The 18,302-nt window shown below is 39.6% G+C and carries 15 protein-coding genes; 8 read left to right on the plus strand and 7 right to left on the minus strand.

Features of this window, described 5'->3' with window-relative positions:
* Positions 1 to 114: 114 nt before the first annotated feature.
* Positions 115 to 1,323: an ABC transporter permease gene (locus AC4HCY_RS04595; RefSeq protein WP_491095483.1), complete on the plus strand. Its 1,209-nt coding sequence runs from the start codon at positions 115 to 117 to the stop codon at positions 1,321 to 1,323.
* Positions 1,324 to 1,442: 119 nt separating this feature from the next.
* On the opposite strand, the gene AC4HCY_RS04600 is transcribed toward AC4HCY_RS04595, so the two are convergent.
* The 4 genes from AC4HCY_RS04600 to AC4HCY_RS04615 form a co-directional block, all read right to left on the minus strand.
* Positions 1,443 to 2,078: an ATP-binding cassette domain-containing protein gene (locus AC4HCY_RS04600; protein WP_323431015.1), complete on the minus strand. Its 636-nt coding sequence runs from the start codon at positions 2,076 to 2,078 to the stop codon at positions 1,443 to 1,445.
* 5 nt (positions 2,079 to 2,083) lie between these two features.
* A complete protein-coding gene (modB, locus tag AC4HCY_RS04605) occupies positions 2,084 to 2,752 on the minus strand; it encodes a molybdate ABC transporter permease subunit (RefSeq protein WP_323431014.1) in 669 nt (222 codons plus the stop codon).
* A 12-nt stretch (positions 2,753 to 2,764) separates the two neighbouring features.
* Positions 2,765 to 3,550 (minus strand): molybdate ABC transporter substrate-binding protein, encoded by a 786-nt coding sequence (gene modA / locus AC4HCY_RS04610; RefSeq protein WP_323431013.1) that lies wholly within the window; start codon positions 3,548 to 3,550, stop codon positions 2,765 to 2,767.
* An 84-nt stretch (positions 3,551 to 3,634) separates the two neighbouring features.
* Positions 3,635 to 3,964, minus strand: a complete 330-nt coding sequence (locus AC4HCY_RS04615; protein WP_323431012.1) for a winged helix-turn-helix domain-containing protein — start codon at positions 3,962 to 3,964, stop codon at positions 3,635 to 3,637.
* A 348-nt stretch (positions 3,965 to 4,312) separates the two neighbouring features.
* On the opposite strand from AC4HCY_RS04615, the gene AC4HCY_RS04620 reads away from it, so the two are divergent.
* From AC4HCY_RS04620 to AC4HCY_RS04630, 3 genes are all read left to right on the plus strand, one after another.
* Positions 4,313 to 4,843, plus strand: a complete 531-nt coding sequence (locus AC4HCY_RS04620; protein ID WP_323431011.1) for a hypothetical protein — start codon at positions 4,313 to 4,315, stop codon at positions 4,841 to 4,843.
* A gap of 131 nt (positions 4,844 to 4,974) precedes the next feature.
* Positions 4,975 to 5,265 (plus strand): autorepressor SdpR family transcription factor, encoded by a 291-nt coding sequence (locus AC4HCY_RS04625; protein WP_323431010.1) that lies wholly within the window; start codon positions 4,975 to 4,977, stop codon positions 5,263 to 5,265.
* Positions 5,255 to 5,914 (plus strand): SdpI family protein, encoded by a 660-nt coding sequence (locus AC4HCY_RS04630; RefSeq protein ID WP_491095484.1) that lies wholly within the window; start codon positions 5,255 to 5,257, stop codon positions 5,912 to 5,914. Before AC4HCY_RS04625 ends, AC4HCY_RS04630 begins: the two co-directional genes overlap by 11 nt.
* A 12-nt stretch (positions 5,915 to 5,926) precedes the next feature.
* On the opposite strand, the gene AC4HCY_RS04635 is transcribed toward AC4HCY_RS04630, so the two are convergent.
* The gene (locus AC4HCY_RS04635) at positions 5,927 to 6,613 is read right to left on the minus strand and encodes a DUF4397 domain-containing protein (RefSeq protein WP_323431008.1); all 687 of its coding nucleotides are present in this window, start codon (positions 6,611 to 6,613) and stop codon (positions 5,927 to 5,929) included.
* Between the two features lie 423 nt (positions 6,614 to 7,036).
* On the opposite strand from AC4HCY_RS04635, the gene AC4HCY_RS04640 reads away from it, so the two are divergent.
* Both AC4HCY_RS04640 and AC4HCY_RS04645 read left to right on the plus strand, forming a co-directional pair.
* Complete coding sequence (locus tag AC4HCY_RS04640; RefSeq protein ID WP_491095485.1) at positions 7,037 to 8,524, plus strand: putative glycoside hydrolase; 1,488 nt, start codon at positions 7,037 to 7,039, stop codon at positions 8,522 to 8,524.
* A gap of 47 nt (positions 8,525 to 8,571) precedes the next feature.
* Positions 8,572 to 9,048, plus strand: coding sequence for a hypothetical protein (locus AC4HCY_RS04645; RefSeq protein ID WP_491095486.1), 477 nt, complete (start codon positions 8,572 to 8,574; stop codon positions 9,046 to 9,048).
* 46 nt (positions 9,049 to 9,094) lie between these two features.
* On the opposite strand, the gene AC4HCY_RS04650 is transcribed toward AC4HCY_RS04645, so the two are convergent.
* Entirely contained in the window at positions 9,095 to 10,666 is a 1,572-nt protein-coding gene (locus AC4HCY_RS04650) for an S-layer homology domain-containing protein (RefSeq protein ID WP_323431005.1), read from the minus strand.
* Positions 10,667 to 10,952: 286 nt separating this feature from the next.
* Positions 10,953 to 11,837 carry a helix-turn-helix domain-containing protein gene (locus AC4HCY_RS04655; RefSeq protein WP_491095487.1) on the minus strand — a complete coding sequence of 295 codons (885 nt, stop codon included), beginning with the start codon at positions 11,835 to 11,837 and terminating at the stop codon, positions 10,953 to 10,955.
* A gap of 214 nt (positions 11,838 to 12,051) precedes the next feature.
* Here AC4HCY_RS04655 and AC4HCY_RS04660 point away from each other — a divergent pair, with 214 nt between their 5' ends.
* Together AC4HCY_RS04660 and AC4HCY_RS04665 are read left to right on the plus strand one after the other, a co-directional pair.
* The gene (locus tag AC4HCY_RS04660) at positions 12,052 to 14,631 is read left to right on the plus strand and encodes a winged helix-turn-helix domain-containing protein (RefSeq protein WP_491095488.1); all 2,580 of its coding nucleotides are present in this window, start codon (positions 12,052 to 12,054) and stop codon (positions 14,629 to 14,631) included.
* A 280-nt stretch (positions 14,632 to 14,911) separates the two neighbouring features.
* Positions 14,912 to 18,280 carry a hypothetical protein gene (locus tag AC4HCY_RS04665; RefSeq protein WP_491095489.1) on the plus strand — a complete coding sequence of 1,123 codons (3,369 nt, stop codon included), beginning with the start codon at positions 14,912 to 14,914 and terminating at the stop codon, positions 18,278 to 18,280.
* Positions 18,281 to 18,302 lie beyond the last annotated feature (22 nt).

The following is an 18,302-nucleotide window of genomic DNA, read 5'->3' on the forward strand; positions in this document are numbered from 1 at the left end:
TTGCCATCATTTTATAAAAATCCCTTCAGTGTGAATCTGTGAAAGAATCCGTGTTCTCCGTAACCTTGGACTATGTAGCATAATTCTTATATTTCGTAAAGGGGTTGCTGCAAGATGAACTTTATGGAGAGCTTCAAATCAGCTCTATATAGCGTCAAGGCCAATAAGATGAGATCCTTTCTGACTATGCTCGGTATAATAATAGGCATATCCTCTGTAATCACGATAGTATCCTTGGGTGAAGGAGGGAAAAAGGCCATAACCGGGCAATTTGAGAAAATCGGTATGAATATGATAAACATAAAGATAAAGCCCAAAGATAATGATATTGAAAGCAGAGACTACTTTACCCTCAAAGACAAAAGTGCCATAGAGGAAAAGATACCTGAAGTAACCGATGTCATAGTGGGCATAGAAGGCTTTGGATACTTCAGAACAGATAAGATAAAAAAGGAAGCGGGTCTTGGGGCGGTAGATGAAAGCTATATAAAGCTGTCAAATCTGGAAATGCTGGAAGGCCGCTTTATTAACGAGAGGGATGTAGAGACCAATAGAAGCGTAATAGTCATCGACGATCTTACTGCCATAAAATTCTTCGGAAAGTTGGATGTCATCGGAGAAAAGCTGAGGATAACAAACATGGACAAGGATATAAGCCCAGTGATAATAGGAGTGTGCAAGAATCCTGCAGGCAACCTGGCTACCATGTTCGGCGACAACTATCCGGGTATAGGATACCTACCGGTCACTATTGCCGATAAGATATTCACAAACACTGATATAACAATGCTGGCGGCAATGGTGACAGATATGTCAAAATCCAAGGAAATATCTGCAAAAATCATAAGACTCCTGGAGCAGCTCCATCGCAATAAAGATAAATATATGGCAGAAGAGGGCTTCAAGGAGATTGACATGGTGAACAATGTAATGAATATATTTACTGGTGTAATAGGGGCTATAGCAGGAATATCTCTGCTGGTAGGAGGCATAGGGGTTATGAACATCATGCTTGTATCGGTAACGGAAAGGACCAGGGAGATAGGGATAAGGAAAGCCTTAGGCGCTAAAAATAAAGATATTATGCTTCAGTTTCTCACCGAGTCCCTCATATTATGTCTGATCGGAGGCACCCTGGGAATGAGCCTCGGCATCAGTGCCGGAATCATTGCGGGCAAGCTTATAAATGTATCCATAGGTGTTTCGCCGTCGGTGATACTTGCTGCCTTCGGATTCTCCTCGGCAGTGGGAATATTCTTCGGAATATACCCGGCGAAAAAAGCAGCAAAGCTTGATCCCATAGAAGCACTCAGATATGAATAAAAAAACTATATGTAACTTACATGAGCTTAGTTGTCATCCTGAAGGCTTTGCCTGAAGGATCTTGTTTAAGATGCTTCAGGCGCTTTGCGCCTTGAGAATGACAGGAAACGCCATTGTTTCTAGCCTATTACTTTGCCGTCTTTGAGATGGATTATCCTGTCGCCTAAGAGCTTTGCTTCCTTTTCATCGTGGGTTATCAATATTGTATCCATATGGAAGTTTTCTTTGAAGCTCACAAATTCCTCATAGACCGAAGCTTTTGTATCCCTATCCAAAGCTGAAAACGGCTCATCCAGGAGCAAAAGTGCGGGCCTGGTTGCTATGGCCCTGGCTAAGGCAGTTCTTTGCTTTTCCCCTCCTGAGATATTAGAGGGAAGCTTGTCTTTAATATGATGTATTCCGAATGAATCAAGAACTTTCTCAGCGTAAGAAAAATCTTTGATTTTTCTGCTTTTTAAGCCGTAGAGCACATTATCCATTACGCTCATATGAGGAAAGAGCGCATAGCTCTGAAATAGATAACCTATATTTCTATCCTTGACCGGAAGATTTATGCTCTTCTCTGATGAATATAAAATCCTGTCTCCTATAGATATGCTTCCCATATCGGGGCTTTTGAGTCCTGCGATGCAATCCAGCAAAGTGGTCTTTCCTGCTCCGGATTCGCCTTGAATGACTAAAATGCCTCCTTCAAAGCTTATATCTATATCAATAGTGAAATAATCCATTTTCTTATAAATTTTAATATCGACCATATCCATCACCCTATGCTATGAAAGTTTTTCTTCTTCAGCCAGCTATTCAGGGAGTAAATCAAAATAAAGCTGAAAGCTGTCATTATTCCGACCAATATATTGGCAGTGACCATATCTCCTGAGTCTGAGGCAAAATATATGGCCAGAGGTATGGTTTGGGTCTTGCCCGGTATATTGCCTGCTATCATAAGAGTGGCCCCAAACTCACCCAGAGAGCGAGCAAAAGTCAAGGCTACGCCGCTGACGATTCCAGGCCAGGCAAGAGGCAGGGTGACAGTCCAAAATATCCTGCTCTCGGAAGCCCCCAAAGTTCTCGCTGCTTTTTGAAAGACGGGATCAACATTGATAAGGGAGGCCTTGACGCTTTGATACATGAGAGGCAGAGATACTATACAGGCAGCCATGACAGCCCCTGTCCATGAAAAAACCAGAGAGATGCCCATAGAGTAGAGCCAGCTTCCTATTATGCCCCTGCGGCCAAACAAAATGAGAAGTATATATCCTGTGACAGAGGGAGGCAAGACCATAGGAAGAGTTATGAGGACTTCCGCCGCATTCTTGCCGGGGAAGTCCTTCTTCGTCATAACCTTTGCCAGATATACTCCTATAATCAGAGAGAATATTGTCGCTATTGATGCTATCTTGAGAGAAAGAAGCATAGGCTTTAGTATCATATCTTCACCTTATTATTTTAAAACTTCGAAGCCGTATTTGCTGAAGGTCTCAGCAGCTTTGTCGCTGGACAAGAAGTCTAAAAAATTCTTTGCAGCTTCTTTTTGCTTGCTTTCATTTATCAATGCTGCGGGATATACGATGGGCTTATGGGAATCAGCAGGGAATGCTCCAACGATAGCTCCCTTTTTTAATAATGCAGCATCAGAGGAATAAACGATGCCCGCATCGACTTCACCGGTTTCAACATATGTAAGCACCTGTCTTACATCTTTTGCAAGCACAAGCTTGGGTTCAATGTCTTTCCACATGTTTAGGCTCTCCAGGCTTTCTTTGGCATAGCTTCCTGCAGGCACGCTTTCCGGAGCGCCTATACTTATCTTGCCTGTCTCTGCTTTACCAATATCCTCGATTTTAAGTATTTTATCCTTTGCTTCTTCAGCGACGATGAGAACCAAACTATTGCCGAGAAGATCCTTCCGGCTTTCTTTTACTATGAGTCCCTTTTCCTCCAAAGCATCCACCTGTTTTTTACCGGCGGATATGAATACATCCGAAGGAGCGCCTTCCTCTATCTGCTTTTGAAGAGTTCCCGAAGCCGCAAAATTCAATATAAGCTTAATATTATTGCTTTTTTCATATTCAGGCTGCATTTCCATCAGTGCATCCTTAAGGCTTGCTGCGGCAGAAATATTAAGCTCTATCGGCTCGGAGGGCTTCACAGGCTCGGCAGGCTTGCTGCAAGCAGTAAAACTGAATAAAGAGATAATAGTCAAAATCCAAACAATAGTTTTTTTCATAAAATCAGCTCCCTTACTAACCGTAATACTAATTCGAGTATAACGAAGATGAAGAAAAAAGTAAAGCTCTAGATTTACTCGATGTTAAGTGAAGTATTTATTAAAAATATTATTCAAGGCTTCTTCGCATTCTTTATAAAATTTTGCATAGGTTTGGAGAAGGTTTTCGGCATCATCCGTCAGCAGGGAAAATCCCCCTCCGACGCCTCCTGTTTTGCTCTTGATCAATGAGAAGCCCAGACGGCCTTCAATATTCTTTATCAGGTTAAAGGCTTTGTTATAGGACATGTCCATCGATTTTGCAGCTTCCGACAAGGAGCCCTTTTCCTTTACCCTTACAAGGAGCTCGTAAGGACCTTGGCCAAAAACCTTTCCATCATTGTCCAGCCATATCTTGTATTTCAAATTATACATAAAAAATCTCCAAACCATAGGTATATTTTTCAATAGAATCTTTATTATTATAGCAAATATCATGATAAAAGGCCATCAATATGAAAATTCTATACATAGGATAAAAGTAGTGTTAAAATTCTGTTAATACATGTATAATAAAAAATACGCAGTATTTTTTATGGCTGCGAGGCACGGGGTAAGGGGTACGAGGGTTAGGGTATTCCTTTTGGGTCAGACCCCAGAGCTCTGCTATAACACTCGAACCTCGTACCAAGACCACATAGAAGTGCCCCTAGGCTACGCACCTCGTACCCGAAAAAAATTGCTTCGCAATTTCTTACATAAACGAGTGAAAGGTGGATTGGGATGACAGTATACAAAGGATATAAAAGCACTTTAAAATGGGCCGGAATAACGCTGCTTAGCTTCATAGGACTTATTTTAATAATATACTTTTTTACAAGCAGAGGATTTCTGCCCTGGTTCTTTATGGTAAGTCTACTTCTTATGTGCATACCGACCTATCAGGGCATGATTCTGAGTATATCAATAGATGATGAAAAAGTGGTTGTCAGAAGACCATTGAATCAGAAGACGATCAAGCTTGCACAAGCTGCTTTTTGCGCCGTTCACGATATAGGAGAGGGCAAGTCACTGCTCTTTATATTTATAAGGCAAAAGTGGGGAGGCGGGCATAGGATAAGAGGCATAAAGTCCAAAATGTCCTATGAGGAGGTAATGGAAGCATTATCAAAGGGAGGAAGGGTACAGGATTTAAAAGTAAATTTCAATAAAGCCGTAAAGGTGCCTGTATCCATGGTTGAGAACGGGGAAGAGCTTAAGGAAAGAATACTGAACAGCATAGATGCCCACCACTGCAAAGCAGTCTATGATTAAGCATATGAAACACACTGTATGAGTTCAGCAATAAACTCCATGTTTTTATTGCATATTCAGCAATTAAAGCATATAGTTATATTAGATATTTAGATAAATGTCTAATATAACCCTTTGAGGAGGCGTGGTCAATGTCTTTGCTCAATATGCCTTTTAAAGCCTTGTCTGATCCGACGAGACGCAAGATAATACAGATGCTTAAAGAAAGGGATATGACTGCAGGTGAGATAGCCGATCAGTTTGATATGACAAAACCCAGCATATCACATCATCTGAATATCTTAAAGCAAGCTCATCTTGTAATAGACGAAAGAAAAGGGCAAAATATATATTATTCCCTTAATACCACTGTTTTTCAGGAGGTCATTAATTGGTTTTTTAATATAGCCGATGCAAAGGGAGGTTTTAAAGATGAAGAATAAATTTAGTATCAAAAGAGAGCTTCCGCTTTTAATAATGATCATCATAACTTTTGCCATAAGCTTTTACTTTTATCCCCAATTGCCTGAAAGGATACCTACACACTGGAACTTCAGAGGGGAGATCGACGGTTATTCGAACAAACTCTCAGGCATTCTTATAATGCCTATTATTAACCTGGTCATGTATGTGATGTTTCTTTTTCTTCCTGCGCTGGACCCGAAAAAAGAGAATTATAAATTGTTTGAAAGCACCTATATATATTTCAGATATCTTTTTCATATCTTCTTTATTTGTATGCATATAATGATAATTGCAGCTGCATTAGGATACATGATTGACACAGGAAGGCTGGTAATGCTGGGTGTATCGCTATTGTTCATGCTTATGGGGAATGTTATGGGAAGGCTTAAGCACAACTACTTTGTAGGAGTAAAAACCCCATGGACACTGGCTAATGAAGAAGTATGGACGAAAACTCACAGACTGGCTGCAAAGCTGTGGACGGCCGGAGGACTTATCGGAGCTGTACTGGCAGCGTTGAATTTCAATCCGGGCTGGATATTTCTGATTATATTGATACTTCCTTCTTTGATACCGGTGGTTTATTCCTATATAATATTCAACAGGTTAAAAAACAGGCAGCCATGATGCTGCCTGTTTTTATCTTCTCCCATCCGACAATATAACTGCTGAAAGAGGCGGAGAGCCTCCCGGCGTGCCTATGGCATACATTGTGTATGCCCTGCCTCCTGATAAGGCAACACTGGATAACCCCAATATTACGTTTGATGTTCCTACGGCCCGCACTCTTAAGCTGTATATGCCGGGCTCCATTCTTATATACTTTTCTGTTCTGCCAAAGGTTAACCCGCTGAATAATGCCTCTCCCTTCTCTAAAGTCACATCCGCCGCAGGAGCATTGGGCGATATGTGAACGAAGCGCAAGAGGCTTTCATTGCCGGGTATAATTTCACCCGAATCAATGTAGGTCCTGTGCTGAATATTTGGAGATAAGCCTGCAAGCACAAAAGTACGATAATTACCCTTAACAGGGCTTATAGTAAATCGCAGCAGGGGCTCTCCCTTTTGCCCTATAGGATAGGCATCAATCTTATGATATGTCGAAGGAAGTGCTGCATAACCTGCCATGCTTGCGTATGATAGGTTTGACACTGCCTTTTTGTTGTCGATGTAAATGTCAACAGCGGGCGTGTTCGGAGACGCATGGAGGAATCTTATGAAAGAAAACCCCCCCTGCCTTTCTTCTATAGCTTCAGCTTCATTCAAGCTATTGCTTCTTATTGTAATGGGGCATTCCATATATGGACGCAGCGGGCAATAAGCCATATTGATACCTCCTTCTCAAAATATAAAAAATACGCAGTATTTTTTATGTCTCTGGTCTCTAGCCGCTAGTCTCTAGTATTAGCGGATTCCTTTGGGGTCATAGGTTACGGAGAACACGAATTTTCACGGAACCTTTCACAGATTCACACTGAAGGGTGGTAAAACAGCCAATAGATGGTGATCCCTGCAATAATATTGCCTATAAAAAATCTTTCTGTGTCATTTCGTGTAAGTTTAGTGTCTTTTAGTGGTTTCCATTCCTTGCTTCAACGCCCAGACCACAGAGAATAGCTCTATAGCGCATTATATATATATGATTTTTTACTGTCATTAATTCACAAATAAATTGAAACAAAATAGCATCAAAAGCAGTCGAATTATGTGATATAATGAATTAGCATAATATAATATGAGAGGTGCCCTATGGAATTGAAAAAAGTAATATCTCTTCTAATCGTTGTTTTATTATTGGTAGGCTCTATCACCGGCTGCTCTGAAGGAACAAAACCAGAAAATCTGCCAGCCGTATCAGAAAATGGTTCAGAAAACCCTAATCAAGCTCCCCAAGAAATCAAAGAACCGGAATTTATTGAAGAAGAAATTGCCGCAATGACCTTTGCAGAAAACACTCTATTTATCACAGGAAGAAAGATCAATGTCAGAGAGGACATTGTGAAAGATGCTAAAATCCTGGGCAGCCTTTCCAAAGGGAGTCAGGTGGTCTTTCTTGAAGAAAAGAAGGATGAAAAGGAAGAAACATGGTATAAAGTCACTTATGAAGATGAATCAGGGAAAGAAGTAACCGGCTGGATAAGCTCTAAAAATGCAGCCAGAGAATGGACAGGCCTTATAGGGGAGAAATTCCGGGATATGGACTATACTCCCCAAAAGAAGATAAAGGAATACGAGAATAATCCCAGGGTAAAGGTCCGCGGATTGTATGTGACCATATATTCTGCTTCAAACGCAAGGATCGATTCCCTGATTGAAATGGCTAAAAGAACAAATATAAATGCATTCGTCATAGATGTGAAGGATGATAAGGGATATATGCTCTTCCCTACAAAGGCAGCGGAAAAGTTCAGTCCCAAGGCTAATGAAAAGGCAACGGTAAAGGATATACAAGCCTTGATGAAAAAGCTGAAGGACAACAATATATATGCCATTGCCAGAATAGTATCCTTCAAGGACCCTACCTATACGACCCAAAACCCCGACAAAGCAATAATATATAAGGATACCGGAAAGCCTTTTATGAATAAGGACGGGCTTATATGGGCTTCTCCTCATGACAGGATTCTTTGGGAATATAACCTGGAAGTATCGAAGGAGGCTGCCGATGCAGGCTTCAACGAGATTCAATTTGACTATGTGAGGTTTCCGGCTTCTGACGGAGGAAAGCTGGACAAGCATCTTGATTACAGAAACGAAAGCGGAGAATCAAAGCCGGGCACAATACAGAATTACTTAAAATATGCCAGGGAGCAGCTGTCGCCCAAGAAAGTATATATATCTGCAGATGTCTATGGGCTTGTAGGCTCTGTAGAAGATGATATGTCTTTAGGACAATATTGGGAAGCGGTGAGCAATATTGTGGACTATATATGCCCGATGATGTATCCCAGCCATTATGCAAATAATACCTACGGCGTACCCGTACCGGATGCTGATCCATACAAAACAGTATATAATTCTGCTAAAGATTCTGCTATAAGGAATAAAAACATGACGACTCCTGCCATAATAAGACCATGGATACAAGACTTTACAGCTCCATGGGTAAAGGGTTATATTAAATATGGCGACAAGCAGGTCATAGAGCAGATTAAAGCTTTGGAGGAGAACGGAATAGATGAGTTTCTGCTGTGGAATGCAGGTAATAAGTACTCAGAAGGAGCAGTCGCTAAGTAGGGAACGGTCTTGACCGTTCCGTATACCTTATTATAGGAGGTGCTAAGATGAGCTTTTATGCGCGGGTTTTTTCAATGGCGGAGGATTATCCGTCGAGATTTGCCATATGTGATGAGCTTTTGGAAGCAGAATACGAATTTTCTACTTTTCCCGGGAAATTTGATGAGGATTTTGACGAAAAAGATTGGAAATACTTGATGCTGGAGTATGATCCCAACCATGAACCCATAAGATTGGAAAGAAACATAAAAGGGGTAGACCCGATATTTGAAGAGGAACGGCAGGAATTTCTCGATGTGCTTCAGGAGCTTCCTTACAGCAAGGAGCAGAAAAAAGCAGTTGATATCGTCAAGAATATGGTGCAAATATATGCTCTGGACGTAGATGAAGATATAACGGAAGAAGGCTGGGAATTCCTTGAAGTGCTTTTGGATTTTCTGGCTGATGCCACCGACGGCTATGTGCAGATAGATGAAGAAGGCATATATGGCAAAGAAGGCGAACTGTTGGTAGAAATGGAATAATGGGATGAAAAATCTCTCCCCTAAAAGGGGGAGAGATTTTTCATCTTTAGAATTTGCTAAATTGGTTGAATGCACGAAGAACAAGCATTATAGCCATTTCTCTGGTTGTATTGCCCTGTGGCAGGAAGTATGCTGAACCGTCTGACGTTGTACTACCCTTTATTATATCGTTTGCGTTCATAAACTTAACTGCTGATAATGCCCAAGGTGCTATCCTATTGGCATCCAGGAAATTTGCTTTGAATTCGCCGGTGGGCTGCAGGTTAGGCATTGCGGCTTGAAGCGTCCTGAGCAGCATAGCAGATATTTGCTCTCTTGTTATTTCTAAGTTTGGTGAGAATAAGGTCTTCTCCGGATTTGTTCCATTAACTATGCCAAGCTTGAATGCTTTTAGTACTTCAGGATTATCAGTGTCTGTAAAGTTGTCTGCTCCTGGTTCTGCTTTAAGTCCTGTCAATTTTTCATATAATAGAACAGCTAATTCACAGAACTCCTCACGAGTTATATTCTTAGGAAATTGAGAGAGAACCTTATCTGTAACCAGCTTTTCATCTACTGCCTGATTTACCTCTCCGGCAGCCCAAGTAGACAGGCCTTCTGTTCCTGCAGTTATTTCATCAACAGGCGCTCCGCTTACTGTAAATGGAACTGTGCCGAATAAAGCATAAGAATATAGCTCTTTATCTAAAGTTCCTGAGCAAATGACTCTTACCTCATAATTGCCGGGATTAGAGGGTGCTTTGAACTCATATACATTGCCTATTTTGAAATCATTAATATATGCAGATACATCTGTATTTTCAATCTTCTCATTTGCCAGTGTAATGCCGAAGAATGCATCTTGCTCAATTTCACCGGGGGTAAGTCCGTTAACCGTAATGCTCATCTTTTCTTCAGGCTGAACATTGGTCTTGGATAATACTATATCCCCGGGTTTTGCCTTGCTGGATACAACATCGAAAGATACTGTGCCAAACAATACCGATTCTTTATTATCCGTAACACCATCAGAGAATACTCTGATTTCATATTTGCCGAACTTGTAGGGAGCCTTAAACTGATATGTGTTGTCAGCAGGCAGATTCGATATATAGACTGCGAGATCAGTATTTTGAATTTTTTCGCTTGCCCCTACAATTCCTATCCATGCATCGTTTTCCAGCATTTCATCAGTAAGGCCGTTAATAGTAACCGACATAGGTTCGTTGAGCTTTACTTCAGTTTTAGGCAGCTTTATATCTCCAGCCTTAGCCTTAGGGGCGCCTACAGTGAACTCTACCTTTGCTATTAGATTCTCATCGCCGCCAATCAATGCTATTTCATAAGTGCCCAGAGAAGTAGGTGCATTGAATTCCCAGACATTGGATTCAGGAAGATTGCTCACATATTCTTCTAAATTAAAATTATCTAGTTTTTCACCTTTTTTACCAAGCCAAATGGCTGCGTCATACTCAATTTGTTCATCAGTCAATCCGGATACAGTGGCTTTACCTTTTTCGCCAGCTGTGAATTGGGTTTTGTCCAGCGTTATATTGCCGGCTGCAAAAACAGGTACACTCCAAAGCATTGTTATGAGTAAGCATAAAGACATAAACAGACAAAGAGTTCTTTTCTTCATAAATATTTCCCTCCCAATAATTTTAAAATTATCATTATAGGAAATGCATTTATCCGATAGTTGACCGCCGCTAATTTGTATAAGCGGCGCTAAGCTATCGGATAACATATTCTAAAGTTCAGGTGGCATTCTAAGTTCCGTACGAACCTCAGAATACTGTAAGCTTCTGAATACATCCCCAAAATAATTTATAGGTATAAATATTGTAGCATCAACACTTCAGTAATTCTTCCATAATATTGACAAAGGCTTTCAAAAAATTGCATAAAAAAATACCCCTGAATTGTTAGGGGTTAATTCTGTACTCTGTCGGAGATATGCCTGTTTTTTTCTTAAATGTCGAAGTAAAATGACTATGGCTGGAAAATCCACACATAAGACTTATTTCTGTTATCGAATATTTACAGCTCTGTAACATTTTTTTTGCTTTTTCAATTTTGAGATCAATAAGGTATTCATAAGGGGTCTTGCTTGTTTGTGCTTTAAAGCTTCTTATAAAGCTGTATTGGTCCATTTTTATAAGCTGAGCTAATTCGGTGCATGAAACACCGGAAGCATAATTCTCATTCATATAGTCTATTGCTTTTTTTATGTTTTCTTTGGTGCCCTTGGGTACATTATGAGGCCTGGGAGGAAGGTTATGTCTCAGTTGTCTGATAAGATTTCCTGCTATAAGCAAGCTGAGATTATTTGTCATGAATTCGTAGCCTGTCTGTTTAAAACGCAATTCTTCTAAAAAAAGGCGAATAAGCATGCTTATATCATGATTCAAAACATTTGAGTCATTGGAGAAAACAATGTTTCCGGAGCCGTACATTTCTTCGGAGATCTCTTGGATCAAGCTCTTACCTATGTGTATTCCACAAAGAGTAAAGCCTTTTATATTTATTGACACACCATGCTCCTGCATGGGATTGATGGCAAATAATGAATTGCTTCGTCTGTCATAAACCTTATCGTCTATGACAGCAGAAGGTAATTTTGCATAAGGTATGACAAACTCATAGCTGTCGTGATGATGAGTGCCATGAGCAATATTCGTGACTTTATTGGTTACGATTACAGCAATATTATTACAACAGAAGTTCTCAATCACTACTTTTGCATCCTCTATATTGTCAAAAGGAATAGCACCTGTTAAATCAATTACTCCATGCAGATCAACGGACATATGATCACTTCCTGTTTTTATTTGCTTATACAATATATTATAATGATATCAAATTTAAACACAAAATAAATTACACTAAAGTATAAAAAGCAAATTAATTTTCCTATAGGAAAACTTGTTCATTCCGGATTCTTAATATAATATATAAATAAAAATGTTTTGATACAGATGCTTTATCTTTTATTAATATTTAAGTAATATAGGAGATGAGATTATGGCAGCTAAAATTTCCAAATCAAAATCTGCCTATGATTTTGATATGGATCTGGAGAAAATGCTTTATCGTCCGCGCATGAATGCTTTGCTTGAGAAAGGATTATCATATCCTATGACGTTGATTTGGGCACCAGCCGGATATGGAAAGACCACTGCTGCCATGCAATTTGCCAAAAATTCGGATTGTGAAGTTATTTTTATGTCGTTAAGCGAATTGGACAGAAATCCGCAGCGCTTTTGGGCACATATGTCCGATCTATATAGGAAGATAAATCAGGATATAGGTGATGCTATGGCTCAAATCGGTTTTCCCTTTTCCTCGGCCCAATTTGAACAGCAATATGATATAGTCAGTCAAAATATGATCTCTCGAAATAAAAGGCTTTTGATCATTGATGATTATCATCTTTTGGGAAATCCGGAAATTGATAAACTTCTAGAAAAAATCGCACGCCTTAGAATAAAAAATTTACATATCTATATTTTATCAAGGGTGTGTCTCCAAAATTTCATGCTTGATTTGAGAATTAAAAGAATTGCTATGGAAATAACCAAGGAAGAGCTTCGTTTCGACATAAATGAGCTTATGGAATATTATAAAATGCTTGATATAAATATTGAAAAAGCCTCTGCACAAAACATAGAAAGCTTTACAGACGGCTGGGCAAGTGCAATATTCCTCTCAAGCCTTTATATAAAAAAAGACAACATAGCTGATATGAATCTCGATGCTGCGGCACTGGATATTAATAATCTTATCGAAACTACCATATTTAATAATTATAGTAAAAAAACTCAGGAGCTTTTGTTAAAGCTCTCAATATTAGAACGTTTTGATATAGACATTTGTAATTACATTGCAGGAACAAATCATACTCAAAAACTCCTATCGAATATCTTTGCCAACAATTCACTTATTAAGATAAGCGAAGATAGACAGCATTATGAAATGCACCGGCTTTTTCGTGATTTTTTATATGAACGCTTGCAAACGAGTAAAGAGTTTAATATAAATGATCTTAATAACCAAGCCGGCGAATATTATGCTTTTAAAGGCGATGTCGTAATTGCACTGTCACATTTTGATGCGGCAAGCAATTACGAAGGGATTGCGGAAATGCTGCTTAAAGATAAGTTTTCAGATACTTTCAGCTTGCAGCAGCTGGAAACAATTGTGTCATATCTGCAAAAGCTTCCTCAGGAATATTATATTAAATATCCGATGCTTTTGGTTATTTCTGCTTTTTTGATGACCAGGAGCAAGCATCCGGAAAAAGCAATTGAGCTCATTAAGAAAGTGAAGCATATATGCAATAATTCTCAAATACCTGAAGCTATGAAAAACAAACTACTAGGTGAAGCAGCAGTAGTAAAGTCCATGATGGCCTTTAATGATGTATTTGCTATGCTTCCTTATCACATGGAAGCCTGCAAATTTCTGCCCCAAGGCTCTGAGCTCTTGAGCAAAAACATTTCATTTACTTTTGGGAGTCCATCGATGCTGTACCTTTATTACAACAAAGCAGGCAATCTTGACAATATAGTAAAGGGCTTCACAGAGGAATTCTATTGGTGGGAAAAGATAACCCCTTGCGGCTATGGCGCCGATATCCTCATAAAAGCGGAGTCGGAATTCGAACGATGCGAATATGAAGAAGCGGAGCAGGATGCGTACCGTACCATATATAAAGCTGAGCAAAAGGAGCAAAACTCGATTATTATTGCAGCTAAACTGCTTCTCATCAAACTATGTATGGTGGAAGGCAACTATGGAAAAGCAGCTGTGATACTGCAAGATATCCGTAATATAGTCAATCTGAGGAAAGCCCTTGTTTACTCTACAACTCTGGACATGTGCATAGGCTTTTTCAACGTCATAACTGGAGATTTGGAGCGCATACCCAAATGGCTTTACAGCGGGGAACTTGATAAAAGCTCCGTATCTATGACGGCCTTTGGCTTCGAATACCTTATCTATACTGCTGTGCTGCTGTTTAAGGGGAATTATTTAAAAATAGAAAGCATAATACCTAAAATGTTTGAAACCTTTGCTCCTTTCACCTATCAATATGGAATAATGAGGACTTACATTTTGAAAGCCATTGTTAATTTTAATCTTTATGGAATAGAAACGACTATCGAAGCTTTAAATGCAGCCTATAACATAACCAATGCCGACAGGATAATCATACCTTATCTTGAGTATGGAGAGTTTTTGCTGCCTATATTCAAACAGCTTTCAAAAAATTATGATTCCTTTGAGCTTGCTTTACCAAAGGAGTGGGTTGATGCAGTAATAAAAAAACAGAAGGAATTTCAAAAGGCTCTGCAAAAATTTAAGGCAGGGTATAACGCTATGAATCCGGACAGGGCAGAGAAGCCTGTCAAGCTGACAAAGAGAGAAAGGGAGATACTATATCTCATAGCAAAGGGCTATACCGGAGAAGATATAGCTAAGAAACTTTTTGTCACTATCAATAATGTAAAGGTTATAACCTCTAAAATATATAGAAAGATTGGAGTCAGCTCAAGAGCCGGAGCAGTGAAATTTGCTATTGATAACAGGATGACCGATTAAGATAAAACAGCCATTATCAGGCTGTTTTTTATTGCGCAAGAAAGTGTAAATTGTCATCAAAACTAATAATTTTATACCTTTGTGTAATTTACTTATTATCATAAGTAAGTAATATGGTATATAGGAACAGAATGCAAATAGTATTTTTAAAGGAAGTGAGACTGGGAGTAATGCAACTTTTCATAATCCTTTGCAATAATCTAAAAGCTTTTTTCTTAAATTGCTCATATAATGAAATTTATAATAATTTTTATTTAAATATATGGAGAGGAGTGATGCAATGAACAAGCATAATAGAAGCATGGCATTGTTAATTTCACTAGTATTGATTTTTTCAATCGTACTGTCGCCTTTTTCTGATGTATATGCAAGCGTACCAACAATAAAACCGCCCGCAATAAACACACCGACGATTAAAACACCGACAATAAAAGCTCCTTTAAGAAGACTTGAAACCCCTGCCAGGGTGCAAGGGGTTCAATATGAGTTTAAGGATGAGGTAAAGAGAATTCCTGCTTCAATGGAATATGACTTTAAACCCTTGAGCCTGGACAAATTTGCATCCTTTGATTTGAAAGCACAAGTACCATCTGCAGGTACAGGGATTACTTTGCCTAATATAAGCTTACCTGGAGGAGCAGCTGCCCAACCTGCCTCTGCAGCAGAAGGTGAAAAAGAAATATCCTTAGACAAAATAAACGGTATCAGATATCCTGCAGGCTCAAAAATTTTGGACATTCCTCAAAGTGCTGCATCATCCTTTAAACCAAATGTCAATGACATATATATCGATGAAAAAATGGGCACGGCCTTCAGAGTTTTAGATACTGAGAATACAGATTCAGAGGGAAATCCTCAATATGTAGTAGAGACTCCGGAACTGACAGATGTGTTTAAGTCCTATACTATTCCGGAGCAAACTGTAGATCTGACAACAGGCAATATTGCCTATATAGCTCCCGAGTTTGAGCTGAGTCCCGACAGCGGAATGCCAAAGAACTACATTGCAGCAGCTGGGGTAAGTGATTACGTAAGCTTCAAGAAAGAAGGGAACAAGCATATTCTGACACTAAAACCGGGAGTAACAATATTTGAATATCCATCGAAGGAAGAGCAAAAAGAAGACAAAGAGGCTAAGGAAAAGGCAAAAAAAGAGAAATTTAAAGGTGACTGGTGGGAAAAGGATCAGTACGGGGATTTGAGAGGCGTGGAGAATGAAAGCTCCTTAAGTGTCAATGTAAAATTAAAGGGAGGCACAATAACCATTGAAGATCCTAAGTTTCACGCCTATTTTGACCTTAATCCCTTGACCACTCATGTGGAAGCAGATTTTTACTTTGATTCAAAGGCAACAGCAGATGTAACTCTTGAAGGAGATGTAACTTTCAATAAAACCATAGAAAAATGCGTATATGGCTATGATATAGATTTAGGGAAAGTACTGGGAGATGAGAAAGGAAACAAAGCTTTCGTAGGAATATTCCTGGTCATTGGCGTAGAAGGCAAGATACATGTAGAAGTAAGAACTATTACCACCGGCGATGCCAGAGCCGGCTTTGCGTATAAAGCATTTGGCTATGGCAGTATACCATATTTTGCAGGCCCTTATGCCACCTTTAGACCTGCCAGCTTTGATATGAGCTTCACAGTGGATGGTGAGATAAATACAACCCTGGCTTGCGTTCCGCAGGTAGGAGTAATAATCTGGGGAAAAGAGCTGGGAGCATTGCAAATATGGGTAGGCTTTAAATCCAAAGCAACCTTTAGTGCCTCGGGAGGCGGAGGCTCCGGCGGAGCTCAAGATTTCAAGGCCAGCGGCTCTATATCCTTGGATGCCTTTGGAGAACTGGTTGGATATTTGCTGGGTGACAGATACTCAATCTTTTATATAGATTATCCTCTCTATAAAGGTGAGTGGAGCGTTGGGGAGGAGACTTCCGGAAGCGGTGGAGATATGGTACGGGAGGTTGCCCCTCAAATGATTGTATTGGCAGATGCCTATACAAACACTATAGAGGGCAAAATACTTTTCGACATTAGCAGTGGACCAAGAACAGGATATGCAGGTGATAATGCGGATATAGAATCTGCAAAAAGACCCTATGCCAATGGACGATATGAGGTAGAAGTCTGGGAATATAGCAAATTAAAGTATACAATTCCCGGGCTGACAGATGCAGAGGGCAATTTTAAAATTCAAGATTCTGCAAGATATAGCATAGTACCCACTGATAAGGTAATTGTTAAGATTGAGAACAGCCCTATATTTGACGTAGATCAGAAAAAGTACAAAGTTGTTGGCAACAGCAGAGATATCAAAGCTACAGTTCCCTTCAGCAAATTAGACTTTAATGTAGATTCTTTTAACGATATAATTACAGGCAGAGTTTCCGGCAACTACACAGGACCTGTGCAGCTGACAATACAGGATACGAACTTTAAACCTACAATCCTCAATGTCAATGCAGTGAACGGTATATTCACTTATGCTTATCCTATAGATGAAAACATATATAACGTAAATGCATTAATTAATTTTGAAGGCTCAAAATTCCCTGATAATCAGGGTGTGATCAGAGAGAGGAACATAGACTCGTTAACCATCAATATATATAATGATTTTAAACCTGTGGAAGGATCTAACGCAGCGGCCGACACAAAAGAAAGAAAAACTACATTAGGAAGATCTATTGACAGCAATATATCTTTGCCAAGCAGCATAACCAATGCTCAGGGCAGACTGGACAGACTTGGTGAACTGCCTACCCAGGATTTGACAGGTCAAGATATAGAAGGCAACAAATTTATCAAACCCACAAAGGTATTCGGCAGCATAACTAATAAAGGAGATATGGGTTGGATACAAAACCAGGGAGATGAATATGTAAGACCAGGCACAAGCAACAGTGCTTTAAAGCATTATAGCGGCAATATAAAAATTACATCTATACAGGTTCAATCCGCTTTGGAAGCTATGCTGGAGGATATGAAAGGACCACATGATAACTGGCTGCCAAAACCGGAATCAGGTTGGGTGCCATGGACTGCTGCAACACAAGCACAACAGGCAATGAGGTTAAAACCTGTGAAAGATTCCAGCAGCCCTATGGGCTATAGAATAGAGCAGATACCTACATCAGCATCACAATTTGAATTTGATAAACCTGATGTTGTGGCTTATGTGATAGAAGTTGAACATGAAGGATTAAAATTGACCAAAACCTATAACCCTTATGCGTACCACTATAATAACAATCAGCAATCTATAGAGGACTTTATAGGGCCGCTGAAAGAAGCAATAACCCTAGTAACAGAAGAAAAAATCGATTCGATAGTGAATCCTGCAGACGTTATGAATGAGTGGCAAGGAGCATGGATGACACAGATGGGCAAGATGGAGCTCACACAAAAGGGAGCTTCGATAACAGGCAGCATAATTCAAGACAATGCAGTTTATACAGTAGAAGGTACAATCTCAAATGGGGTATTCAAAGGAAGCTACTTGGTTCCATCAGCAACCGGCGGTTTTGGTGACATAGTATCCTTTGAAATGGATATATCAGCGGATGGCAAGAGCATTAGCTTTAAAAGCATTGGTGCCGGGGCAAAACTAAAAAACCTTAATGGAACAAAAGCTATAAAGCAGTAATCCTTAAAAGATGAAACTTACC

The sequence above is a fragment of the Lutispora sp. QWL-02 genome (assembly GCF_058315355.1).